This is a genomic window from Streptomyces sp. NBC_00820 (assembly GCF_036347055.1).
In the GTDB taxonomy this organism is placed as follows: Bacteria; Actinomycetota; Actinomycetes; order Streptomycetales; family Streptomycetaceae; genus Streptomyces.
Map to the genome: position 1 here is coordinate 7,660,444 of NZ_CP108882.1, position 24,393 is coordinate 7,684,836.

Here is a 24,393-nt window from a genome sequence, read left to right on the forward strand (position 1 = left end):
TGCTGCCCGAATCCGGTCGTACGGTGCGGGATACTCCTCCGCGGGGAGGCGGTCTTATGGTCGTATGGTGCGCGATCCGGGGCCGTGTTGACCTGCCGCGGCGCGCCGGGGCGGCGACTTCGGCACGATCGGTCCGCCTGACGGGCCGCCCGACAGGGGCTGCCCGGGTCGTTCCGGCCGCTCGGGCCGTCCCGGTCGCGTGGCGGTGGACCCGGCCGCGGTGGCGCGCCGGTGCCAGGTGGCCGGAGTCCGCCGTACCGGCGTGAACGCGGCACGTCCCGATGATGATCTCGGGAAGGGGCCCGGCCCCCGGACATCGCCACGCCGTCGCCTGCCCCGCCGGGCCGCCGTCGGACCGCGCGGGAGGCGCGGCCCGCGGTGGCGCGGGGGAGCGGGCGAGAGGCGTGGGACGTCATGGCGGGCCGGGTTCTCACCGGGCGGCGTGGCTGCCGTGGACGGGGCCGTGCACGACCGGCGCGGGAATGTGCTGCACGCCGATCCGCTTGCGGAACACCCAGTAGGTCCAGCCCTGGTAGAGCAGCACCAGCGGGGTGGCGAAGCCCGCGACCCAGGTGATGATGCCCAGCGTGTACGCGCCCGCCGCCGCGTTGGTGGCGGTCAGGCTCCAGGCCGGGTTCAGGCTGGACGGCATGACCTGGGGGAACAGGGCGAGGAACAGCATCGCCGTGGCCGCCACCACGCTCAGGCCGGAGCTGATGAACGCCCGGCCCTCACGCTGGCCGAAGTTGAAGCCGATCGCCGCCACGATCGCCAGTACGGCGATCACCTCGGCGACCAGGCTGCGCGGGTTGCCCGTCTGGACCTGGGTCCAGGTCAGGAAGGCCAGCAGCAGGGCGATGACCAGCACGCCCAGCTTCTGGGCCAGGTGCCTGGCCCGGTGCCGGATGGTTCCGACGGTCTTCAGCGAGGCGAACACCGCCCCGTGGAAGGTGAACAGCACGGTCGTCGTCACGCCGCCGAGGATGGCGTACGGGTGGACCAGGTCGGACAGGCTGCCGCGGAACTGGTGGTCGGCCCCGATCGGCAGGCCGTGGACCATGGCGGCGAACAGCAGGCCCCAGATGAAGGCCAGCACCAGGGAGGTGATGAAGATGATCGCTTCCCAGTTGCGCTTCCAGCGCTCACCGTTGCGCTTGGCCCGGTACTCGAAGGCCACGACGCGCAGGATCAGGCAGAGCAGGATGACGAACATCGGCAGGTAGAAGCCGCTGAACAGGGTGGCGTACCAGTCGGGGAAGGCCGCGAAGGTCGCGCCGGCCGCGGTGACCAGCCAGACCTCGTTGCCGTCCCAGACGGGGCCGATGGTGTTGATGAGGACGCGGCGCTCGTCCTCCCCGCGGGCCAGGAGCCGCGTGAGGATGCCTATGCCGAAGTCGAAGCCTTCGAGGAAGAAGTAGCCGACCCACAACAGGGCGATGACGAAGAACCACAGATCATGGAGATGCACGGATCCGGTCTTTCTCTCTCAGTAGGCGAAGGCGAGCGGCTTGTCGGGGTTCTGCTCGGCGCCCGGCTCCGTGGATCCGCCGCCCAGCTTGATGTCCCGCATCGGCGGCCGGTCCGCGGTGACCGGACCGGCACCCGCGTACTTGACCAGCAGCTTGAGCTCGACGACGGCGAGCGCGATGTACAGCAGCGCGAAGCCGATCAGGGTGATGAGCTGCTCGGTGAGCGACACGTTCGGCGAGACGGCGTCGACAGTGCGCAGCAGGCCGGTCACGGCCCACGGCTGACGGCCCATCGCGGTGAAGATCCAGCCGAAGGAGTTGGCGATCACCGGGAAGGCGAGGGTGAAGATCAGGGCACGCCAGACCAGGCCGGTCACGGCGGGGCCGAGTTCACGCTTCTTGGTCAGCATCATCCGCGGCACGTCGAAGGAGCCGGTGCGGAACTCGGGAGCCAGCCAGAACTTCCGCCGCGTCAGCCACAGTCCGGCCGCGCCGAGCGAGAAGGAGGTCATGCCGAACAGGATCATCGCCCTGAAGCCCCAGTACGTCATGGGGACGTTCGGCATGTACGCGGACGGGCTGCCGCCGTACTTGGCCGCCTCGGCCTTCGCCGTGTCGTTGATGCCCGGGACCGCCGAGTGGAAGTCCTTGTGCGCCAGGAAGGACAGCAGTCCGGGAACCTGGACGTCGACGCTGTTGCGGTGGTTGGCCACGTCGGGGACGGAGAAGGCGGAGAAGGGGGCGGGAGCCTCCTTGTCCCACAGCGCCTCGGCGGCGGCCATCTTCATCGGCTGCTGCTCGAACATGACCTCGCCGAGCTTGTCACCGCTGATGGCGGTACCCAGACCGAAGATCACGGCCAGGACGAGGCCGAGCCGCAGCGACGTGCGCATGGCCGCCACCTGCTTGAGGTCGGTCGGCCGGCCGGCGCGCTGCCGGCGGGCGGCACGCCACAGGTGGATGGCGGAGATGCCCATGACGAAGGCCGCGCCGGTGAGGAACGAGGCGGTCAGCGTGTGGGCGACGACCACCAGGTTCAGCTTCTGGAAGAGAACCGCGGCGATGTCCGTCAGGTGCGCCTTGCCGCCCGTCCTGTCGAGCCGGTAGCCCACGGGGTTCTGCATGAACGAGTTGGCGGCGAGGATGAAGTACGTCGACAGGATCGTGCCGATCGAGACCATCCAGATGCACGCACAGTGGATCTTCTTGGGCAGCTTGTCCCAGCCGAAGATCCACAGCCCGATGAAGGTGGACTCGAAGAAGAAGGCGAGCAGGGCTTCCAGCGCGAGGGGCGCGCCGAAGACGTCACCGACGAAGCGGGAGTAGGCGGACCAGTTCATGCCGAACTGGAACTCCTGCACCAGCCCGGTGGCGACGCCCATGGCTATGTTGATCAGGAAGAGCTTGCCCCAGAACTTGGTGGCGTGGAAGTACTTCGTCTTCCCCGTGCGCACCCATGCGGTCTCCAGGCCGGCTGTGATCGCGACCAGGCTGATGGTCAGGGGTACGAACAGGTAGTGATAGACGGTCGTCATGCCGAACTGCCATCGCGCGATGGTGTCCGGGGCCAGTGCCAGGTGCACGGCGGGTCTCTCCTCACTCCACGGCGCCGCTCGCGAGGCCGAGTCGGGGCACCGCCAGAGGGTGAATGTGGATATGTCGGTAATCATCCCGAAAGCGACATTTCGTGAGCCGTCTTCGGGTGTGATAAGGGTGCTCTGCCGGCGGAGCCTTTTCCGCGGCGGTGAATGCTTGATTACTGTGCGCTCGCCAGCGTCGACGAATTTCCCGTACAAGTCAAAGAGGGGCGGTCGATCGGGCAATAGGTGGCACTTATCTATCGCTCACCGGCGGCGTCGAGGTCAGCCTACGGCCGACATTATGCCTGGTCCGAGGGGTGTGCGTCGCGACGGGACCCGATCGGGACCGCCCCTGGAGGGAAAGGGCGCGGGCGTGCGGCGACCGAATATGAGATGCTCCGTTCCGGGGAGAGGCCCTAGATAAGCGGCGCCTATCGCGTGATCGGAATTGCCTCTTTGACTTTCCCTGCCGGAATAGAAGAAGCTGCCGTTGCAGCGGGATTCGGAAATCGCGACTCGCAGACGACGCAGACGACGCAGGGAGGAAGAGTGCGGGACCTGACGCGGCACACCGACGCGGGACCCGGCTCTACGACGGCGCGGACCGTCACGGCCTGCACGGCCGCGGAGGTGCCCGCGTCCTCGAATCCCCCTCCGGGCTGACCCACCTGCCGCAGCGCCCGCCCGCTCGCCCGTCCCGGATCCGGGGAGACACGTCTCTCCCGGGGACGCGAGCGGCCCGCCCTCGGCGACACGCGTCTCCCCGTCGACCGGAACCCGCCTGTACAGGCGTATGTCAGAAAGAGGCAGAGCACATTATGAGCAGCAGCATCGAGGATCCGATCGACGACCTCACGGTCACGCCGCCCAAGAAGTGGGCGACGGGTCTCCCCGCCGTGACGCACGCGCTGGAGTACTCCCTTAGCCAGACGTCCCCGCGGCGCACCATGCTGACGCTGCTGAACATCAACCAGGTCGACGGCATCGACTGCCCGGGCTGCGCGTGGCCCGAGGACAAGAAGCGGCACTTCAACGAGTACTGCGAGAACGGCGCCAAGCACATCAACGACGAGGCCACCTCGCGCCGCGTCACCCGTGACTTCTTCCGCCAGTACTCGATCGCCGAGCTGGACTCCAAGTCGGACTACTGGCTGAACCAGCAGGGCCGCCTCACCGAGCCGATGATCAAGCGCCCCGGCGCCACCCACTACGAGCCGGTCAGCTGGGACGAGGCCCTCTCCCTGCTCGCCCGCGAGCTGCGCGCGCTGGACCACCCCGACGAGGCGATGTTCTACGTCTCGGGCCGTCTGAACAACGAGGCCGCGTTCCTCCTGCAGTTGTTCTCCCGCGCCTTCGGCACCAACAACCTGCCGGACTGCTCCAACATGTGCCACGAGTCCACCGGATGGGGTCTGGGCCAGTCGCTGGGCATCGGCAAGGGCAGCGTCTCGCTGGACGACATCCACAACTCCGACCTGATCTTCCTGGTCGGCCAGAACCCGGGCACCAACCACCCGCGCATGCTCGCCGCGCTGGAGGAGACCAAGCGCAACGGCGGCGAGGTCGTCGCGGTCAACACCCTTCCCGAGGCCGGCCTCATCCGGTTCAAGCACCCGCAGAAGGCCCGCGGTGTCATCGGCAACGGCACCGCGCTCGCCGACCAGTTCGTGCACATCCGCGCCGGTGGCGACATGGCCCTGTTCCAGGGCCTGAACAAGCTGCTCCTCGACGCCGAGGACGCGGCGCCGGGCACCGTGCTCGACCACAAGTGGATCAAGAAGAACTCCATCGGCTTCGAGGAGTTCACCGAGAACGTCCGCAAGATCTCGTGGGACGACATCCTCGACGCCACGGGCATGACCATGGCCGAGATCGAGCAGGTCCACCAGCGGGTCATGAAGAGCAAGAGCGCCATCGTCTGCTGGGCGATGGGCGTGACCCAGCAGAAGCACGGTGTCGCCACCATCCGCGAGATCGTCAACTTCCTGATGCTGCGCGGCAACATAGGCAAGCCGGGCGCGGGCGTCTGCCCCGTCCGCGGCCACAGCAACGTGCAGGGCGACCGCACCATGGGCGTCTGGGAGCAGATGTCCGACGAGTTCCTGGACGCGCTCGGCCGCGAGTTCGACTTCAACCCGCCGCGGCACCACGGCTACGACGCGGTGCAGGGCATCAAGGCGATGCACGACGGCAAGGCCAAGGTCTTCCTCGGCGTGGCCGGCAACTTCGTCCGGGCGACCCCCGACAGCGAGTACACCGAGCGGGCGATGCGCAACTGCCGTCTGACCGCGCACATCTCCACCAAGCTCAACCGCTCCCACACCGTCTGCGGTGAGTACGGCCTGATCCTGCCCACGCTGGGCCGCAGCGACCGGGACTACCAGAACGGCGTCGAGCAGTGGATCACCGTCGAGGACTCGATGAGTGACGTGCACCGCTCGCACGGCAAGCTGCCCCCGGCCTCCAAGCACCTGCTCAGCGAGGTCTCGATCATCGCGCGCCTGGCCCGCAAGACGCTCGGTGCCGAGTCGAACATCCCGTGGGAGGAGCTGGGGGCCGACAACGACAAGATCCGCGACCGGATCTCCCGCGTCGTCCCGGGCTTCGAGAACTTCAACGAGCGCGTCCGCCAGCCCGGTGGCTTCAACCTGGGCAACCCGGTCAACAAGGACGTGTTCCCGACGCCGAGCGGCAAGGCCGTCTTCTCGGCCAGCTCGTTCTACGTGCCGCACGTGCCCGAGGGCCACCTGCTGCTGCAGACGACCCGCTCGCACGACCAGTGGAACACCATCTGGTACGCCCCCAACGACCGTTACCGCGGCATCCACAACGCCCGCCGCGTCGTGATGGTCAACCCGGCCGACCTCGACGAGCTGGGCTTCAAGGACGGCGACATGGTCGACCTGGTCAGCATCTGGCACGACAAGGAGCGCCGCGCCGAGAGCTTCAAGGTCGTCGCCTACCCCGCCAGCCGCGGTTCCGCCGCCGCCTACTACCCGGAGACCAACGTCCTCGTCCCGCTGGACAGCACTGCTGACATCAGCAACTGCCCCACGTCCAAGGGCGTCGTGATCCGCCTTGAGCCCGCCCGAGTCACGACGGGCGTCGCACACGCCGGCTGAGCGGACCGGTGGCCACTCCTGTCTACGGTCAGGGAGGAGTGGCTCGTGCGCCTCGGATGGCCCGGGGCCCGCTGCAGGAGCGGGCCCCGGGCCGTACGGGGATCTCATGCCGCACACCGCGGGCCGGAACCTTTCGTCCGCCCGCGTGCTGACGCGTCAGTTCTGATGCGTCAGTTCTGATGAGCCGGCTCTGAATCGTCCAGCTCTCTTTCCCCGCGCGCACCGGACCTGAAGCACCCGTCCGTACCGTCCGCGCACGCGACCGGCGGCCCTCACCCGCCCGCGGCCGTGCCACCGGGACCACGGCGGACAGACGCGCCCCTCGCACCAGGACCCGCCACGGGCCTGGTACGCCCCGAGTGTCAGGCCCCCCCCACCACAGGCCGGTATGCGCCCCGAGCACCAGAACCCCACGGGGGCCCGATACAGCCCCACGCACCAAGACCCGCCACGGCCCTGTACGACCCCGAGCACCAAGACCCGTCACGGGCCAACGAAGCACCGCGTACTGATGTCCACCGCGTTCCGACGCGTACAGAAAGGTACTTCCCGGCATGCCAGCCACTCGCGCCGCGCACGGATGGTTTCCGGCGGCGGCCGCGGTATCCGCTGCTGGATGGGGTGCGAACCAGTTCACCCCGCTCTCGATGGTGTACCGGACGCAGAAGCACTGGGCAGCCGTCCCGGTCGCCTCCATGTTCACCACCTACCTGCTGGGCTTCCTGCCCGGCCTGTTGCTCGGTGGCCCCGCCGCCGACCGCTACGGACGGCGGCGCGTGGTCCGGCCGGCCCTCGTGCTGTCCGCGATCGCCAGCGCCCTGCTCGCCGCGGCGGTCCTGCTGCAGCCCCTCGTCTACGTCAGCCGCCTGCTCACAGGCATCGCGGCCGGACTCGTCCTGTCCGCCGGCACCACCTGGCTGCAGGAACTGTCGGCCGCCTCCGGCAACCCGGAAGCCGGCACCCGCCGAGCCACCTACGCGACCGGATCCGGCTTCGCGGCCGGCGCGCTGATCGCCGGCGTCCTCGCCGAATGGCTGCCCGGGCCGATGCTGCTGCCCTGCCTCGTGCACGTGCTGCTCGCCCTGGCGATCGTCTTCGCGACCCGCGACCTGCCCGAGACGGCGGCGCCGCGCGCGGGCGCCCTGCCGAACCCGTACGCCTCCGGCCGACGGCGGTGTCCCGTCCTGCACCCCCGCTTCATCAAGGTGATACTCCCGGCGGGCCCGGCGGTCTTCGCGGCCTCGACCGTGGCCTACGTCGTCCTGCCCCCGCTCGTCGCCAACCGGACCCTCGGGTACGCGCCGGTGTTCAGCGGGGCCGTCACGGCGCTGACGCTCGTGGTCGGCATCGCCGTCCAGCCCCTGGCCGCGTGGCTGGACCACGTGCGCAGTGCGCGGGCCACCCTCGTCGCCATGATGACGGTGATCGGCGGCCTCCTGGTCAGCGCGCTCGCCGTGCACTGGAACTCCGCCGGCCTGGTGCTGACCGCCGCGGTCTTCCTGGGCGCCGGCTACGGCCTCACCCTGTCCTCGGGCCTCAGGGAGGTCCGGCGACTCGCTCCACCCGAGGCGCGGCCGGCGGCCGTCTCCCTCTACCACGGCGTCACATACAGTGGGTTTCTGACCCCGCTGCTGCTCGCCGTCACCGCCAGATCCGCCCCCTACCCCGCCCTGCTGGCGGGCCTGGCCGCCATCGGCCTACTGTGCCTCATGATCACGGCATGGCACAGCCGCCGGCATCTTCCCTGATGGCACGGTAGGCGGCAGCCGCGCCGGCCGCGGAACCCGCCGCACACCGACGACACCACCCACCGGAGGCCCGGGACCGGCCCGCCGCCCCCATCGAACCAACTCACCGGCACGACACCTTCGGAGCCGGAATCCGAGGAGAGGAACAAGACCATGGGACGAGTGACCGCGCGGCGACGGGTGCTCCGCATTCGCGACGGAGTCTCCTCATACCGTCCGGACACGCTGGCCGCGGAGGAGCCGATGGAGATCCGTGTCAACGGACGCCCGCTCACCGTGACCATGCGCACCCCGGGTGACGACTTCGACCTCGCGGCCGGATTCCTGGTCAGCGAAGGCGTGGCGCACAAGGAGGCGGACGTCGCCGGCATCCGTTACTGCGCCGGTGCCACGTCCGACGGCGGCAACACCTACAACGTGGTCGACGTCGTCCTCGGTGCGGGCGTGGAGGCCCCCGACGCCTCCCTGGAGCGGAACTTCTACACCACGTCCTCCTGCGGACTGTGCGGCAAGGCGAGCCTGGACGCGGTGCGCACCACGGCCGCCTGGACCGTCGCCGAGGACCGGCTGAACGTCGGCCCCGAGATGCTGGCCTCCCTGCCCAACAAGCTGCGCGCGGCCCAGAAGGTCTTCGACAGCACGGGCGGACTGCACGCAGCTGGCCTGTTCTCCTCCGACGGCGAGCTGCTGTGCCTGCGCGAGGACGTCGGCCGGCACAACGCCGTGGACAAGGTCGTCGGACATGCTCTGCGGGAGGGACTGCTGCCGCTGCGGGGGAGCATGCTCATGGTCAGCGGCCGCGCCTCGTTCGAGCTGGTGCAGAAGGCGGTCATGGCCGGCATCCCGCTGCTCGCCGCCGTCTCGGCCCCGTCCTCCCTGGCCGTGGACCTGGCCGCCGAGAGCGGCCTGACCCTGGTCGGCTTCCTGCGCGGCAACTCGATGAACGTCTACACCGGCGCCGAGCGCCTGGAAGCGCAGCCCGTCGCCTGACGTTTCGGCCGCAGACACCGATGCCGCCTCTCACCCCGCGTGGGTGAGAGGCGGCATCGGTGTCTGCGTACGCCGTCCGAGTCGGCGCCCGCTACGGCATCGAGGTCTCGCCCGGCAGCCGTTCCAGGGCGGTGGCCATGTCGATGTGCTCGGCGATCTCCGTCAGGGCGCGCGCCATGACCGAGCCCGGCTTCTGGGCCGTGGTCACCAGCCCGACCGGCATGGTCCAGGAGGGCTCCACAAGGGGCACAGCGCGCATCCCGTGCGGCACACCGAAGACGTGGAGCCAGGCGTGCGGCACGATGCTCGCCCACCTGCCCGTGCGGACGTGGGCGAAGAGAGCGGCCACCGAGTCGGTCTCGATCCGCGGCGAGGGCGCCGCCCCGGCCTGCGTGAACACGTCGTCCAGTACCCGGCGGCCCTGCATCGCCTCGGTCAGCAGGCACAGCGGCAGACGCGCGGCCTCCGCCCACGTGGCCTTCGACTGGTGAGCCAGCCCGTCCGCGGCCGTGATCAGGAGTACATAACGCTCCTGATAGAGCGGAATGGCATGGAAATTGTCCGAAAGGTCCTCGGGGAGGTAAGTGATTCCGGCGTCGATCTCGAAATTCTGCAGCTGACGGAGAATGTCCTCCGACTGGAGATCCGCTATCACCTCGACGGTGACCAGCGGGTGCTCCGTGCAGAACGGCCCCGTCAGTTCCGACACGGCGGCGGACGCGGTCGGGATCGAGCCGATGCGCATCCGGCCGCTGAGGCCACTGCGCAGGGCGCCCACTTCGTCCCTCAGGGCGTCACGGTCGGCGAGGATGCGCTGCGCCCATACCACGATGCGCTCACCCTCCGGCGTGAGCCCCTCGTATTTCCGGCCGCGCCGGACGAGGGGAACGTCAAGTTCCTCCTCCAGCTTGCGGATTCCCTCCGACAGCGCGGGCTGGGAGACGAAGCAGGCCGAGGCGGCGCGGGCGAAATGATGCTCCCGGGAGAGCGCGACGAGATACTCGAGTTGGCGAAACAGCACTCCATGGGTGTACCGGACAGCTCCCCGGAAATCCAATCGGCTCCGTTCCGTGTGTCGCCCGGACCTGGCCGGACGCCGGCCGGACGCCGGCCGGACGGACACCCGGACGTGCCGGTGGCGGGGCGGCCCGTCCGGCGCGTCGGCGCAGGCCGGGCTGCCACCGCGCCACGGGCCCGCCCGCCTTATTGCGCTCATGAATCCGCGAAGTCCGTGCCTTTTTTCGTGCCCTTCTGATAGGCGGCCCCTGTCTTCTGATAGGCCGTACTTGATCTACGATTTGCTAGAATTGGCGAGCCATGCCAAAGAGCCGCGAAGACTTCTCTCAGCTGATCACCGGACTGACCCGTGTTCTCTCGCCACGCGGCTCGTTCGCCATGGCCAAGATCAGCGGGGCGCTCCCTTTCGCTCTGCGGGCCGCGGTGACCATGGCGCTGCCCACTCTGCCGCTGGTGCTGGCCGGGCGGCCCGATCTCGCGCTCTTCCCGGCGCTCGGCGCGTTCACCATCACGTTCGAGCGCAGTCTCCCCCCGCTGCGCCGACGCCGGCTGTGGCTGCTGGGGTTCTGCGCCCTGGCGATGACGGCGGCCGTGGGCCTCGGTTCCCTCCTCGCGGTGTGGGCCGGCCCCTCGGGCCCGTGGTTCCAGGGCGTGGCGGCCGTCGCGGGCATGGCGGCGGTGGCCGGACTCGCCAAGTTCGGCTGCGACTACGCCGGGCTGCGCGGACTCGGCGCGGTGCTGATGCTCTTCAGCTTCGCCGTCACGGCCGAAGCGCCGACCCAGCTGTCCCAGGTAGCGCCACACACGGCGCTGACCGCCCTGGGAGCCGCCATCGCCTGGCTCATGTGCCTGCCGAACTCGCTCCAGCCCCGGCGGCTGCGACTGCTCGCCCTGGCCGACGCGCTGCAGGCCTTCTCCACCGCGCTGGACGCCGTGGGACCGAGCAAGACCTCGAAGGCCCGGAGGCAGGCGCTCGCGGCGGCGCTGCGGGCCCACTACGCGCTGAACGACGCCGACGTCGATCTCGACGGCCCGCCGGGCGGCGAGAACGAGGAGTTCTCGGCCGACTACGTGTGGGCGCTGCTGACCACCGACGCCTGGCAGTCGGCCAGGGGCGCCGCCCTCTCCCGTCATCTGCGGGAGCAGGCGCGGGCGCTGGCCGGCCGACGCTGGCACCTGCTGAAGCCGCTGCCGCAGGACCTCCGCCCGCGGTCGTCCGGAACCGGGACCGACAACGCCCCCGCGGCCGGCACACCCGTCACCACGGCCTCGCACGCCCCCGCCGGGGTACCCCGGCCGAAGCGGAGCGGCGCGGGCCGCCGCCGGGCCGCGGCCCTCCTGCCGAACGCGGTGCGCACCGCCGTCGGCACCGGCGCCGCCGGCGGACTGGCGCTCTTCCTCGGCGTGGGACACAGCTACTGGGCGGCGATCTCGGCCGCCGCCGTGCTCCACTCGGTCAGCGCGTGGAGCACCGTGCAGCGCTCCGTGCAGCGCACCCTCGGCACCGCGATCGGCCTGCTGCTGACGGCCGCCGCCCTGATTCCGCACCCGGGCCCGGTGCCCATCATGTGCATGATCATCGTGTGCGAGTTCTTCCTGGAGTACCTGGTCGCCCGCAACTACGGCCTGGGGGTCGTCTTCCTGACCCCCCTCGCCCTGCTGCTGAGCGAACTGCACGCGCCGATCTCGGCGCACCAACTGCTGCACGACCGGGTCATCGGCAGCGCCATCGGCATCTGCGTGGGCCTCGTCTGCGCCCTGCTGCTGGTTCACGGCCGGGCCGCCGCACGTCTGCGCGACGCGCTGGCCGCCTGCGCCGCGGAGGCGGCCCGGGCGGAGCACGCGCTGTACGGCTCGCTGGAACGGCGCCGCGTCGCCCAGGTGCACCTGGCGGCCGCCCTCGTCGACCTCTACGAGGCCAGGGACGCGGCGACCGGCGAGGTGAAGCCGACACGGGTCGATCCCGGCGCCGTACGGGACATCGAACACCGCGCGTACGACGTGCTGAGCCGGCTGAGCGAGGCCGTACTGGACAGCGACCGCACCGCAGGCGCACCGCGTCCGGAGACCGCGAACGCACCGCGTCCGGACCAGCAGGAAGGGCCGGAAGAGCCCGTGTGAGGTCCCACCCGCGCACCCCGTGGCTGCGCTCGGACTCTCTCCTTACCCAAGTGACCTAGGCTGTGGCCCACTTGTGGCGTGCGAGTGCCGCGAGTCGACCTGGAACACAGGGAGTTGCCATGAGCCGAGACACGTCGGGACAGTCCGCCGAAGGCGCCGAAGCGCAGCGGTCTCCGGAGTTTCACCCGTACCATCACCCGGCGGCGGGCTGGGGCGCCGCCAAGAGCGTGTCACGCTTCCTGCTGCGCGAACGCGAACTCCTGGACGGCCCCAGGGCCATTCAGAAGATGAACCACGAGGGCAAGGGCTTCGACTGCCCCGGATGCGCCTGGCCGGACGACCTCAAGGGCCTCAAGCTCGACATCTGCGAGAACGGCATCAAGCACGTCACGTGGGAGATGACCCGCAAGCGCGTCGACCCCGGCTTCTTCGCCGCCCACACGGTCACCGAACTCGGCACGTGGAGCGACGCCGCGCTGGAGGACCAGGGCCGGCTGACGCACCCCATGCGGTACGACGCCGCCACCGACACCTACGTGCCCATATCCTGGCAGGACGCGTTCGACCTGGTCGGCCGGACACTGAGCGGCCTGGACGCCCCGGGCGAGGCCGCCTACTACACCTCCGGACGGCTCGGCAACGAAGCCACCTTCCTCTACCAGCTGATGGCGCGCGAGCTGGGCACGAACAACCTGCCGGACTGCTCCAACATGTGCCACGAGGCCAGTGGCCGCGCACTCACGGCCGCGCTGGGCACCGGCAAGGGCACCGTCGACCTCAAGGACTGGGAGGCCACCGACGCGCTGTTCATCCTCGGAGTCAACGCGGCCTCCAACGCCCCCCGGATGCTCACCTCGCTGGCCGAGGCGTACAAGCGCGGCGCGAAGATCGTGCACATCAACCCGCTCGTCGAGGCCGCGGCGCGGCGCACGATCATCCCGCACGACTTCGTGGACATGGCCCTCAACCGGTCCACTCCCACCAGCACGTTGAACCTGCAGCCGCGCATCGGCGGCGACATGGCGCTGCTGCGCGGCATGGCGAAGGCGATCCTCGCCGAGGCGGAACACCGGCCCAAGGCGCTCGACCGGCAGTTCATCGACCGCCACACGACGGGATTCGAGGAGTACCGCACCCTGTGCGAGTCCACCTCCTGGGACGAGATCGAGCGGCAGAGCGGTCTCGACCGCGACCGGATCGAAGCGGCCGCCCGCGTCTACTGCGACGCCGACCGCAGCATCTTCAGCTGGTGCCTGGGCATCACCCAGCACGAGCACGGAGTCGACACGATCCGCGAGATCGTCAACGTGCTGCTCCTGCGCGGCAATCTGGGCCGGGAGGGCGCGGGCCCCTCGCCGGTGCGCGGGCACAGCAACGTGCAGGGCAACCGCACGTGCGGCATCGACCACCGGCCGTCCAAGGAGTTCCTCGACCGCCTGGCCGAGGCCTGCGGCATCGACCCGCCCCGCGAGCACGGCCTGGACACCGTCGCCACCATCGAGGCCATGCGGCGCGGCGAGGTCAAGGTGTTCGTCGGCATGGGCGGCAACTTCGCCCTCGCCGCGCCCGACACGGCTTACACGTTCGAGGCGCTGCGCAGCTGCGAGCTGACCGTCCAGGTCAGCACCAAGCTCAACCGCAGTCACCTGGTCCACGGTCGCCAGGCGCTCATCCTGCCGTGCCTCGGCCGTACCGAGAAGGACGTGCAGCGGGGCGGCGAGCAGGCCACCTCGGTGGAGGATGCGATGAGCATGGTCCACCTCTCGGTGGGCATGAAGAAGCCCGCCTCCCCGCACCTGCTCTCCGAGCCGGCGATCATCGCCGGCATGGCCCGGGCGGCCCTGCCCGACAGCGCCACGCCGTGGGAGTCGTACGTCGAGGACTACGACCGGATCCGCGACACCATGGCCAGTGCCCTGGAGGGGTTCGAGGACTTCAATCGCCGCGTGCGGCTGCCGCTGGGCTTCCGCATCAAGCAGCCCGCCCGCGAGCTCGTGTTCCTCACCCCCTCCGGGCGCGCGGAGTTCTCCGCCGCGGAACTGCCCGACGTGGTCCCCGCGACCGGCACCCTCAAGCTGGGCACCATGCGCTCCCACGACCAGTGGAACACCACGATCTACTCGGACGACGACCGTTACCGCGGCGTCAAGAACCTGCGCACGCTGATCTTCATGAACGAGGAGGACATGCGCGAGCGCGGCCTGAACCTCTTCGACGAGGTCGACATCACCAGTCTGGCCAAGGACGGCAGCACCCGCAGCGTGTACGGCTACAAGGCCATCCCGTACGACATCCCGCGGGGGTGCGCGGCCGGCTACATGCCGGAGCTGAACGTGCTGTGCGCGATCGGCGACTACAGCACACAGAGCGACCAGCCGCTGATGAAGAACGTCACCGTCACGGTGAACCCCGCCGGCCGGGCCGGCGACGCCTGACAGGACCGATGAGCGGTGACCGGCCCGTGACGAGGACCGGTCACCGCTCACCTCGGACCGGCCACCGCTCCCGGCCCGGCCGGTTCACCGCTCGCCGGACACGCGCTGCCTTTTCCGCTTCGGCCGCGTCAATTACCGATCTCGATGGTGCGCCGCGTCACGTGGCCGCTTTTCGGTAGACGCACGGTCAGCACTCCGTGGGCCATATCGGCCTGAACGGCCGAGACGTCCACGTCACCCGGAACACGAATTCCATAGGAGAACGACCCGGACCTGCGGCGCAGCGCATTGCCGCTCCCGGATTCCTCCACCGCGCCGTGAATCTGCAGTTCCCGGCCGTCGATCTCGATATTCACGCTCTCCCGGGGGATACCGGGGAGTTCCGCACGCACCAGGTAGGCGTCGCCCGCGTCCTCTTCCTCGACCAGCGGCATCCAGTGCCGGGCGGGCTCGGCGGGCTGCGCGGAGTGCTCGAACAGCCGGCTGACCTCGCCCCACAGCTGCTGGAGTTCCACGGCGGGGTCGTGTCCGGCCCACCAGGCCGACCTGGCCGATTTCGCGAGGCCCGTGCTTTCGTCCATGGCGGTGTCTCCCCTTTTCGTCGGGTCCGCGATTCAGTCTAGGTCGGAAGCTCTCCGCTCGCGCCCGCAAACGCACGGTGACCGCGAGAGGCCTTCGGACAGCCATGTAATAGGGGTGCGTGACATGCCTTCTTCCCTTGCCTGGGGCGGCAGTGCTCGGGTTGCGGAGCATTGCACATCGCGGTTCAGTGAAAACCTGATCCGTCGCGCACCAGGAGCTGGAGCTGCCATGTCGATGTCGTTCGGTTCACCGTTCGGTTCGTCCGATCCTTTCAGCGAACTGTTCAATCGCTTCTTCGGCATGTCCCCGGCCTCGTCGCCTCCCGCTGTGCAGCGCGTACCCATCGGACGACTGCTGACGGAGTCGTCGCACGAGCTCCTCAACCTGGCCGCGCGGAAGGCCGAGGACGACGGGACCTCCGACCTCGACACCGAATACCTCCTCTGGGCGGCCACGCAGGTCGAACCCTCACGCAGGCTCCTCGCCCAGGTCGGTGTCGACCCCGACAACCTCGCGTCCGAGCTCGCCGAGGTGCTGCCGCGTGAGTCCGGCATGCCCTCCGCGGAACCGGGTCTCACCCCGGCGGCCAAGCGCACTCTTGCCAACGCGTACGCGCACTCGCAGGCGGCAGGGGTGTCGTACATCGGGCCCGAGCACATTCTCGCCGCGCTGCTGGAGAACGTGGACTCCGGTGCCGGCCGGGTGCTGTCGGCCGAGGGCTTCGACGGCAGGAAGCTCTCCGGCCTCGGCGAACAGGGTTCCCGCCCCGAGGGCGGGGGCGCCGAGCGGAAGAAGACGCCGGCGAACACGCTGGAGGAGTTCGGCCGCGACCTGACCGAGGAGGCGCAGCAGGGCAAGCTCGACCCGGTCGTCGGACGGGCGGAGGAGATCGAGCAGACCGTTGAGATCCTCTCCCGGCGCTCCAAGAACAACCCCGTCCTCATCGGTGAGCCCGGTGTCGGCAAGACGGCGATCGTGGAGGGCCTGGCCCAGCGCATCGTCGCGGGCGAGGTCCCCCAGACCCTGAAGGGCAAGCAGGTCATCGCCCTCGACATGTCGGCCCTGGTGGCCGGCGCGCAGTACCGGGGCCAGTTCGAGGAGCGCCTGAAGAAGGTCATCGACGACGTCAAGGCGTCGCAGGGCAACATCATCCTCTTCATCGACGAACTCCACACGGTCGTCGGCGCGGGCGCCACGGGCGAGGGTTCCATGGACGCGGGCCAGATCCTCAAGCCCGCGCTGGCCCGGGGCGAACTGCACGTCGTGGGTGCGACGACCATCGACGAGTACCGCAGGTACGTCGAGAAGGACGCCGCCCTCGAACGCCGCTTCCAGCCGGTGCTGGTCCCCGAGCCGAGCGTCGCGGAGACGGTGCTGATCCTGCAGGGCCTGCAGGACGCGTACGAGGCCCACCACGGAGTCCGCTACGACCTCGCCGCCCTGGAAGCCTGTGCGGGGCTGTCCGACCGCTACATCACGGACCGCTTCCTGCCGGACAAGGCGATCGACCTGATGGACCAGGCGGGTGCGCGGGTGCGGCTGCGCAGCGCCGAGCGCTCCACCGAGGTGGTCAGCCGCGAGGACCGGATCGCCAAGCTGCGCCGCGAGCTCGACCAGGCGGTCTCCGGTGAGGACTTCGAGAAGGCGACGAACCTCAAGAAGGACATCGCCGAGGCCGAGGCCGAACTCGCCGGCATCGAGGAACGCCGTGAGGGCGTCGTCGTCGTCACGGCGAAGGACATCGCGGACGTCGTCTCGCGCCGTACCGGCATCCCGGTCTCGCAGCTCACCGAGAGCGAGCGCGAGCGGCTGATGAAGCTCGAGGAGGAGATGCACGCCCGGATCGTCGGCCAGGACGAGGCGGTCACGGCCGTGTCGCAGGCGGTGCGCCGCAACCGGGCCGGCATGGGCGACCCCAACCGCCCCGTGGGCTCCTTCCTCTTCCTCGGGCCCACGGGTGTGGGCAAGACCGAACTCGCCAAGACGCTGGCGGAGTTGCTGTTCGGCGACGAGGACCGCCTGATCCGCTTCGACATGAGCGAGTTCCAGGAGAAGCACAGCGTCGCCCGGTTCGTCGGCGCTCCTCCCGGATACGTCGGTTACGAGGAGGCCGGCCAGCTCACCGAGAAGGTCCGCCGCCAGCCCTACAGCGTGGTGCTGTTCGACGAGGTCGAGAAGGCGCACCCCGACATCTTCAGCACGCTGCTGCAGATCCTGGACGACGGACGCCTGACCGACGGGCAGGGCCGCACGGTCGACTTCCGGCACTGCGTCATCATCATGACGTCCAACATCGGCGCCCATCTGATCCTGGACCACAAGGGCGACGTCGCCGAGATCAAGGACGACCTGATGGAGGAGCTGCGGGCCCGCTTCCTGCCCGAGTTCCTCAACCGGATCGACGACATCATCATCTTCCACGGCCTGACCGAGGAGAACCTGTCGAGCATCGTCGACCACCTTCTCGCGCAGAGCAGGCGCCGCGTCGAGGCGCAGGGCATGAAGCTGGAGGTCACCGAGGCCGCCAAGAAGCTGCTGATCGCCCACGGACACCAGCCCGAGTTCGGTGCCCGCCCGCTGCGCCGCACCATCCAGACCGAACTCGACAACCGCATCGCCGAACTGCTCCTGAGCGGCCAGGCGGAGGCCGGCGACACCATCGTCGCCGACGTCAAGGACGACTCGCTGCGCGTCATGGTGCGCAAGCCCGGGGAACACGGCAAGGACGAGCACGAGAAGAAGGGCGCCGCCGCCAAGGCCGCCGCCGAGCCGGGCGAGAAGAAGGAAGCGAAGCCCACGGGCGCCAAGAAGACCGCGAGCCAGTCCCGCGCGAAGAAGGAAGCCAAGCCGGCTGACGACGCCGAAGCGAAGAAAGGCTGACAGCGACTGACCGCGACAGCGACCGACCGCCGAGAGACGGACGACGGTTGTCCGGCACGATGACCCGGGCGTGACCAGCGCCCGGGTCTTCACTCCATGAGGAGGACCCATGGCGCACCACCACAAGTCCAACAAGGAAGTCGAGGGCAACCCGGACTACGGTCATGGGCGTGGTCTGCCCCGGCGCCCCGACGAGGTGCGGCTCCAGGAGCGCACGGTGGAGGACCGCCGGGAGATGGGGTTGCCCGTAGCGGAGCGGCAGAGCCCTCAGGCGGAGTACGAGGCGGAGCAGGCCGAGATCGACCTCCAGGTCGGCGAGGGCGAGATGGAGACCGGCGACGTCACGCGCAGGGAGCGGGACCCCTTCCCGCCCAGCAGCTACGAGGGCTGAGCCGGCACTGTATACAGAGAGAAGTCTGGCGCTACAGAGAAGTGAGGGCGGGGCACCCGGATCCGGGTGCCCCGCCCTCACTTCTGTCGTCCTGCCCGTCGTCGTCCTGCTCGCGCTCGGCTATCCGATCGACACGACGACCGCGGACGCCTCTCCGTCCGGCGCGTGATAGCGCACGGTGTCTCCGGGGCGACGGCCGAGCAGGGCGCCGCCGAGCGGGCTGTCGGCCGTCACCAGCTGCCGGTCGTCGGCGTCGGGGAGTTCGCTGATCTGGAAGGTGTCCGTCGAGCCGTCCGGGAACCGGACGGTCACCGTGCTGCCCACACCGACCACGTCCGTGGCGGCGGGACCCGCCAGGTCCGCCTGGCGCAGCCGTACGGTGATCTCGTCGATGCGGCGGTCCAGACGGGCGGTCTCCTCGGAGCGCTGCAACTCGTCGGCCTGGTCGGCGTGGTCGCCGGTCTCGGTGGTGTCCTGCAGCGTCGCGGCGGCCAGTCCGCGTTCATGGCGCAGCACGGCAAGCTCTTTTTCGAGCGCTTGACGGGCTTCGGCACTGATCGGCTCGGGGTCTCCCGACATCCCTGCTCCCGTGGTACAGGCGGAAAAGCTGGACGAGGCAACGATAGGTGCCCCGGCGCCCGGCGTGCCAGTTGTGCGCTGCCGTGGTGTCAGGTGCCGGGCAGCCAGGGCTGCTGCCAGGGCGGCGAGCCGGCCAGCAGTTCGGCGGCCTCCGGCGGGCCCCACGAGCCGACCGGGTACGGGTACACGGGCGGCGGATAGGTCAGCAGCGGCTGGACGATCCGCCAGCTCTGCTCCACCGCGTCCTGCCGGGCGAAGTACCGGTCGTCGCCGGTCAGGGCGGCGTACAGCAGCCGCTCGTACGGGGCGAGGGGTTCACCGAGCTCGTGGGCGAAGATGGTGTCGAGCGGCACCAGGCGCCACGCGGACTCCTCGCTGAGCGCGGACAGTTGCAGCCGCATCCCGGGCTCGGGGCCGATGCGCAGCACGATCTGGTTCGGGGCGACCTGTCCGGGGTCGGGCAGGAAGTTGAGCCGCGGCGGCTCGCGCAGGATCAGCCGCACCTCGGTGACCCGCGCGGGAAGGCGCTTGCCGGCCCGGATGAAGACCGGTACCCCCTCCCACCGCCAGTTGTTGATCTCCAGCCTGAGCGCGGCGAACGTCTCCGTGGCCGATCCCGGGGCCACTCCCGGCAGCTGTAGATAGCCGTCGTACTGGCCGCGCACGTACTGGTGCACGGAGGCGTCCGGGATGGACCGCAGCACCTCGACCTTCTTGTCCCACAGGTCGTCGGCGCTGGGACCGACGGGCGGGTCCATGGCCACCAGTGCCAGGACGAGCAGGAGGTGGTTCTGCACGACGTCGCGCAGTGCGCCGACCTTGTCGTAGAAGCTGCCGCGGGTCTCCACGCCGAACTCCTCGGCCATCGTGATCTGGAGGGAGACGACGCTGTCGCGGTTCCACAGCTCGGCCATCGCGGAGTTCGCGAACCGCAGATACTCCAGCTCGATCACGGGCTCCTTGCCCAGGAAGTGGTCCACCCGCAGGATCTGCTCCGGGGCCAGCACCTGGTTCAACTGGCGGTTGAGCGCGCGGGCCGAGGCCAGGTCGTGCCCGAACGGCTTCTCCAGCGCCACCCGTGCCTGCGCGACCAGGTGCGCGGCGGCGAGCTCGTCCACGATCGGCGCGAACAGCGACGGGGGCATCGCCAGGTAGTAAAGCGGCCGGCGGCGGCCTCCCAGCGCGTGAGCGATCCGCGGGTACGGCTCGGGGCTGGTGACGTCTCCGGAGACGTACGTGAACCGGGAGGCGAGCCGCTCGAAGGCCGCGTCGTTGACGGATCCCTCGGCCCGCTCGATCGACTTGCGCGCGCTGTCGACCAGTTCGGCGGTGGTCAGCTTCCGGCCGGCGACACCGATCACCGGAACGTCGAGCAGGCCCCGGCGCTCCAGCCGGTACAGCGCGGGGAACGTCATCTTCTGCGCGAGGTCACCGGTCACCCCGAAGATCACCAGAGCGTCGGCTTCCCATCCACCGGGCATGCGTCCGTGCTCCTTCTCCGTGGGGCGAGTTGTGCGTGGGACGTGCTGTCCGTGGGGCGAGTTGTCGGAGGGGCTCGCTGTCCGTGCCACGACTTGTGCGTGGGGCGAACGGTGCGGGCCGTTCCTCGTATCGTCCGCGCCGTGGTCGGCGTCCGCGACTCGTGCACGCCCGCCCCGACTCCGGTGGAGGGGGGAAAGGCCCGGGGGTATCGTGCCTGCACGGGCACATGGTCGTGCGGTGCCCGGACACGCGATCCCCGCCCACGCCCGCAGGAGGTTCCATGTCCTCGAAGCGACGCCGGAAGAAGAAGGGCCGCCGCAAGCACGCGGCGAACCACGGCAAGCGGCCGCAGTCCTGAACCTGGCCGCCGCGGCGCGAACGAGGCCCAGCCGCCTTCATCAGGTCGAGGCGGCTGGGCCTTCGAGGCCGGACCACGACGTTGACGGGACGCCGCCCCCGGCCGGTCCGGGGCGTCCACCACTGTCCGGCCGCGGACCGAACTCCGCCGCACGGCACGATCCGAACCTCGCAGAGGGGAACACCGCCCGGCCATGAGTGAACAGGGTGAACCAGAGCGGGAGCCGGGAACCCCGGAGCCGGAGCGGGCAGCGCACGTGCCCAGGGCACCGATGCTGGACGCCCGGGTGGGCTCCACGACCGGTCCCGGGGCGGGCGGATCGGTCTTCACCGTCCTCGTGGCGACCGCGGCCAACCTGGGCGTCGCACTCGCCAAGGCGGTCGCCGGTGTCCTCAGCGGCTCCAGCGCCATGCTGGCCGAGGCCGGACACTCGGTCGCCGACACCATCACCGAGCTGTGCCTGCTGACCGCGCTGAAACGCAGCCGCAGGCCCGCCGACGAGGACCACCCGCTCGGCTACGGACCCACGCGGTACATCTGGGCGCTGCTCGCCTCCGTCGCCACGTTCGTGGGCGGCGGTGTCTTCGCGCTGTACGACGGCATCCACGCCCTGACGCACGACGAGAAGCCCGGCAACCCGCTGATCTCCTACATCGTGCTCGCCGCCTCCTTCGTCCTGGAAGGCATGTCGCTGCGGACCGGGTTCAAGCAGGCCACCGGGCGGGCCGAGCACTTCAGGGTGCCCACCCTGCGCTACCTCAAGCACACGCCCGACACCGCGGTCAAGGCGGTGGTCATGGAGGACTCGGCGGCCCTCGTCGGCCTGGTGCTCGCCGCGCTCGGCCTCCTCGGCGGCCAGCTCACCGGATCAGGCCTGTGGGACGGCGTCGCCTCGATCCTCATCGGTGTGCTGCTCATCTTCGTGGCCTGGGTCCTGGGCCGCGCCAACACCGAACTCCTGGTCGGCCGCGCCCTGCCCGCGCCGCTTCGGGACGCCGTACGCAAAGAGCTGCTGTCCGTCGGGCCGATCGAGGGCGTCATGGAGCTGACGACGCTGGTGCAGGGGCCGGGGGAGATCCTCATCGCCGCGAAGGTCGACTTCCGCGACGTGTCCACCTCCCGTGAGATCGAGCTGGGATGCGAAGAGGCGGAGGACCGCCTGCGCGCCCTGATCCCGGCCGTCAAGCGGGTCTACCTGGACCCGACACCGCCCCGCCGAAGCGACTGACACCGCGGGAATCGGCGAGGACCCCGGCCGTGATCGGCGTGGTCGTGAGGCCCGGCCGGCCACGGGACCGGGCAATGCCGTCACTGGAACATGGTGAAGGGATTTCGCAGCGCCGTGACCTCCCCGTCCCCCGGCACCCGGGCATTCGTCGTCATCGGCGAGACCAACGTCGCCCGCCGCGTCTGCGCGACTCTCCAGGAGCGCCGTGACACCGTCGTCCACCTGCACGAGCCGGGCGACCGTGAGCTGCGTGCCGCCCTGGGGGACCGTCCCGACGGCGTCGCCATCCTCCTGCACGACGACGTGGCCGCCCTGCGCTACGCACTGGCCGTCGCCCACCTCGCCCCGAGCGTCCCCATCGTCGCCACGGTCTTCGACCGGACCGTGTCGGACGAACTCGAGCGCCTGCTGCCGCAGTGCGACGCGACCTCGCCGGCGGATCTCGCCGCACCCGCGCTGGCGGGCCCGTGCGTGGACCCGGCGTACCTCGCCGTGCAGCGCTCCGGGCAGCGGGTGCGCGCCGTGCGCGCGCGGCACGACACGCCGTACGTGGAGGAGTGGCAGCCGCATCCGCGCAGGCTGTGGCGCCGCCTGGAACACGTGGCGAGGCAGCTGCGTCCGCACGACGCGGGCGCCCGCCTGCTGCTGATCGGCCTGTTCGGCATCCTCGCCGTCCTGCTGGCCGACTGGGCGTGGCTCGTCACGCACGGCCTCCCTCCGGCCGAGGCGCTCTTCCACGCGGCCCGGGTCGTCGCCGGGGTCGGTCCGGCGACGGCCGAGGCGGACGAGACCGGTTACGAGGTCGCCTCCAGCGTGGCCATGCTCGCCACCCTCGTCTTCAGCGCCCTGTTCACCGCGGGCGTCATCGAGCGCATGCTCGGCCCCAAGCTGATCGGTCTCATCGGTCCGCGCACGCTGCCGCGCTCCGAGCACGTCATCGTCGTCGGCATGGGACAGGTCGGCATGCGGCTCTGCGCCGAACTCCAGCGTCTGGACATCCCCGTGGTCGGCGTGGAACGCGATCCGCACACCACGACCGCGCGGCTCGCCCGGTCCCTGGGCATCCCCGTCATGACGGGCCACGGCGGCGACCGCGCCGTTCTCGAAAAGCTGCGCCTCGGACACGCCCGGGCGCTGGCCGCCGTCGGCTCGGACGACCTCGACAACATCGCGGTCGCCCTCGCCGCCCACGGCGTGGCGCCCGGTACCCGAGTCGTCATCAGAGCCGGTGAGCACGAGGCCATCGCGGAGACCAGGTCCCTGCTGCCCATGGGCACGATCCGGGACGTCACCAGCCTGGCCGCCGCCTATGTGCTGGCCCGGCTCCTGCGCGAGCCGGTCACCGGCGTCGTCGCCCACCAGCACGACGTGTGCCTCCAGACCGATGAGGAGACCTTCGTGCACTGGCCCCTCACCTCCCGCGACCGGTGTCCGCACACCCCGGGCGCCACCTCGTCCGCACCGCCCGCCCGGCAGGGATGACCTCCGGCGGCCGGCGGTCGCCCGGTGCGGTGAGGATGCCTCGCGGCGGGAGCGCCCTCCTCGCGGACCCTGATCCGTGGACCCTGACCGGCGGAACCCGAGCGGCGAACCGCACGCGGAGGGCGAAGACTGGAGCGGACTGTTCCGCTTAGGGAAGGACTTCGCCATGGGCCGCCTCCACCGCAAGGATCTGGGACTGCTGGCCGTACGCCTGGGTACGGGCGGCGTACTGTGCGCGCACGGCGCGCAGAAGCTCTTCGGCTGGTTCGGCGGCGGGGGCATCGACGGCACCGCCAAGGCGATGGAGTCCATGGGCTTCCACCCCGGCAAGCCCGCCGCGATCGCGTCGGGCGTGGCCGAGGCGGGCGGCGGCCTCCTGCTCGCGCTCGGCTTCGCGACCCCCGCGGCGGCGGCCGCCGCGGCCGGCGCCATGGCCGGCGCGGTCGCCGTCCACTGGAAGTCCGGCTTCTTCCTGACCTCCGGCGGCTACGAATACCCCGCCTACCTCGGCTTCGTCGCCGCGACCCTGGGTCTTTCCGGTCCCGGCCGCTACTCGCTGGCCCGGATCATGGGCTGCCGCCTCGACCGCCCCGGCATGGTTCTGCTGTCCTTCGGGGTGGCCACCGTGGCCACGGCCGCCGTCGTGGCCCGCCGGGAGCAGGCACTGGCCGCGAAGCAGGAGGAGGCCAGGCAGCACTGACGACGTCGAGCGCGGCGTGAACGCCTCGACGACCCTCACGTGCGACGTGCCCCGGCCGACCGGATCAGCCGGTCGGCCGGTCTCGTGCCGGCGTGCTTTTCGTGCCGCCCGCAGGGCCCGCTGTGCGGTGCAGGGTCGCGAATAAGTGCCGAATTGCGAAAAATAACAGCATTTGCGACCCAATTCGCCATCGCTGGATTGTGGGGGTCTGGAAGGTGGTCGAAATGCT

General features: G+C 70.2%; 17 protein-coding genes. 11 read left to right on the plus strand and 6 right to left on the minus strand.

Annotated elements, in window-relative coordinates:
* Positions 1–430: 430 nt before the first annotated feature.
* Both cydB and OIB37_RS34175 read right to left on the minus strand, forming a co-directional pair.
* On the minus strand, positions 431–1,468 hold the full coding sequence (cydB, locus tag OIB37_RS34170; RefSeq protein ID WP_330461474.1) for a cytochrome d ubiquinol oxidase subunit II: 1,038 nt from the start codon (positions 1,466–1,468) through the stop codon (positions 431–433).
* Between the two features lie 18 nt (positions 1,469–1,486).
* A complete protein-coding gene (locus OIB37_RS34175) occupies positions 1,487–3,052 on the minus strand; it encodes a cytochrome ubiquinol oxidase subunit I (RefSeq protein ID WP_330461475.1) in 1,566 nt (521 codons plus the stop codon).
* A gap of 815 nt (positions 3,053–3,867) precedes the next feature.
* Between OIB37_RS34175 and OIB37_RS34180 the strand changes: the two genes are divergently transcribed.
* The 3 genes from OIB37_RS34180 (at position 3,868) to fdhD (ending at position 8,909) form a co-directional block, all read left to right on the plus strand.
* Positions 3,868–6,171 (plus strand): FdhF/YdeP family oxidoreductase, encoded by a 2,304-nt coding sequence (locus tag OIB37_RS34180; protein WP_330461476.1) that lies wholly within the window; start codon positions 3,868–3,870, stop codon positions 6,169–6,171.
* A 554-nt stretch (positions 6,172–6,725) separates the two neighbouring features.
* Positions 6,726–7,919 carry an MFS transporter gene (locus OIB37_RS34185; RefSeq protein ID WP_330461477.1) on the plus strand — a complete coding sequence of 398 codons (1,194 nt, stop codon included), beginning with the start codon at positions 6,726–6,728 and terminating at the stop codon, positions 7,917–7,919.
* Between the two features lie 153 nt (positions 7,920–8,072).
* Complete coding sequence (gene fdhD, locus OIB37_RS34190) at positions 8,073–8,909, plus strand: formate dehydrogenase accessory sulfurtransferase FdhD (protein WP_330461478.1); 837 nt, start codon at positions 8,073–8,075, stop codon at positions 8,907–8,909.
* 91 nt (positions 8,910–9,000) lie between these two features.
* On the opposite strand, the gene OIB37_RS34195 is transcribed toward fdhD, so the two are convergent.
* On the minus strand, positions 9,001–9,930 hold the full coding sequence (locus tag OIB37_RS34195; RefSeq protein ID WP_330461479.1) for a LysR family transcriptional regulator: 930 nt from the start codon (positions 9,928–9,930) through the stop codon (positions 9,001–9,003).
* A 296-nt stretch (positions 9,931–10,226) separates the two neighbouring features.
* On the opposite strand from OIB37_RS34195, the gene OIB37_RS34200 reads away from it, so the two are divergent.
* Both OIB37_RS34200 and OIB37_RS34205 read left to right on the plus strand, forming a co-directional pair.
* Positions 10,227–12,047 carry an FUSC family protein gene (locus tag OIB37_RS34200; RefSeq protein ID WP_330461480.1) on the plus strand — a complete coding sequence of 607 codons (1,821 nt, stop codon included), beginning with the start codon at positions 10,227–10,229 and terminating at the stop codon, positions 12,045–12,047.
* A 119-nt stretch (positions 12,048–12,166) separates the two neighbouring features.
* Positions 12,167–14,482, plus strand: a complete 2,316-nt coding sequence (locus OIB37_RS34205; protein ID WP_330461481.1) for an FdhF/YdeP family oxidoreductase — start codon at positions 12,167–12,169, stop codon at positions 14,480–14,482.
* Positions 14,483–14,610: 128 nt separating this feature from the next.
* Here OIB37_RS34205 and OIB37_RS34210 read toward each other — a convergent pair whose 3' ends face one another.
* The gene (locus tag OIB37_RS34210) at positions 14,611–15,063 is read right to left on the minus strand and encodes an Hsp20/alpha crystallin family protein (protein ID WP_330461482.1); all 453 of its coding nucleotides are present in this window, start codon (positions 15,061–15,063) and stop codon (positions 14,611–14,613) included.
* Positions 15,064–15,292: 229 nt separating this feature from the next.
* Here OIB37_RS34210 and OIB37_RS34215 point away from each other — a divergent pair, with 229 nt between their 5' ends.
* The gene (locus OIB37_RS34215; RefSeq protein WP_330461483.1) at positions 15,293–17,944 is read left to right on the plus strand and encodes an ATP-dependent Clp protease ATP-binding subunit; all 2,652 of its coding nucleotides are present in this window, start codon (positions 15,293–15,295) and stop codon (positions 17,942–17,944) included.
* Positions 17,945–18,053: 109 nt separating this feature from the next.
* On the plus strand, positions 18,054–18,335 hold the full coding sequence (locus tag OIB37_RS34220; RefSeq protein WP_330461484.1) for a hypothetical protein: 282 nt from the start codon (positions 18,054–18,056) through the stop codon (positions 18,333–18,335).
* A gap of 120 nt (positions 18,336–18,455) precedes the next feature.
* Here the strand turns inward: OIB37_RS34220 and OIB37_RS34225 are convergent, their stop codons facing one another.
* Complete coding sequence (locus OIB37_RS34225; protein WP_330461485.1) at positions 18,456–18,914, minus strand: GreA/GreB family elongation factor; 459 nt, start codon at positions 18,912–18,914, stop codon at positions 18,456–18,458.
* A gap of 89 nt (positions 18,915–19,003) precedes the next feature.
* Positions 19,004–20,395: a glucose-6-phosphate dehydrogenase gene (locus OIB37_RS34230; protein ID WP_330461486.1), complete on the minus strand. Its 1,392-nt coding sequence runs from the start codon at positions 20,393–20,395 to the stop codon at positions 19,004–19,006.
* A gap of 281 nt (positions 20,396–20,676) precedes the next feature.
* On the opposite strand from OIB37_RS34230, the gene OIB37_RS36380 reads away from it, so the two are divergent.
* The 4 genes from OIB37_RS36380 (at position 20,677) to OIB37_RS34245 (ending at position 24,164) form a co-directional block, all read left to right on the plus strand.
* Complete coding sequence (locus tag OIB37_RS36380) at positions 20,677–20,754, plus strand: 50S ribosomal protein bL37 (protein WP_373296929.1); 78 nt, start codon at positions 20,677–20,679, stop codon at positions 20,752–20,754.
* Positions 20,755–21,025: 271 nt separating this feature from the next.
* Positions 21,026–21,982, plus strand: coding sequence for a cation diffusion facilitator family transporter (locus OIB37_RS34235; protein WP_330462078.1), 957 nt, complete (start codon positions 21,026–21,028; stop codon positions 21,980–21,982).
* 114 nt (positions 21,983–22,096) lie between these two features.
* Positions 22,097–23,464, plus strand: coding sequence for a potassium channel family protein (locus OIB37_RS34240; RefSeq protein WP_330461487.1), 1,368 nt, complete (start codon positions 22,097–22,099; stop codon positions 23,462–23,464).
* Between the two features lie 166 nt (positions 23,465–23,630).
* A complete protein-coding gene (locus OIB37_RS34245) occupies positions 23,631–24,164 on the plus strand; it encodes a DoxX family protein (RefSeq protein WP_330461488.1) in 534 nt (177 codons plus the stop codon).
* The last annotated feature ends 229 nt before the right edge of the window (positions 24,165–24,393 follow it).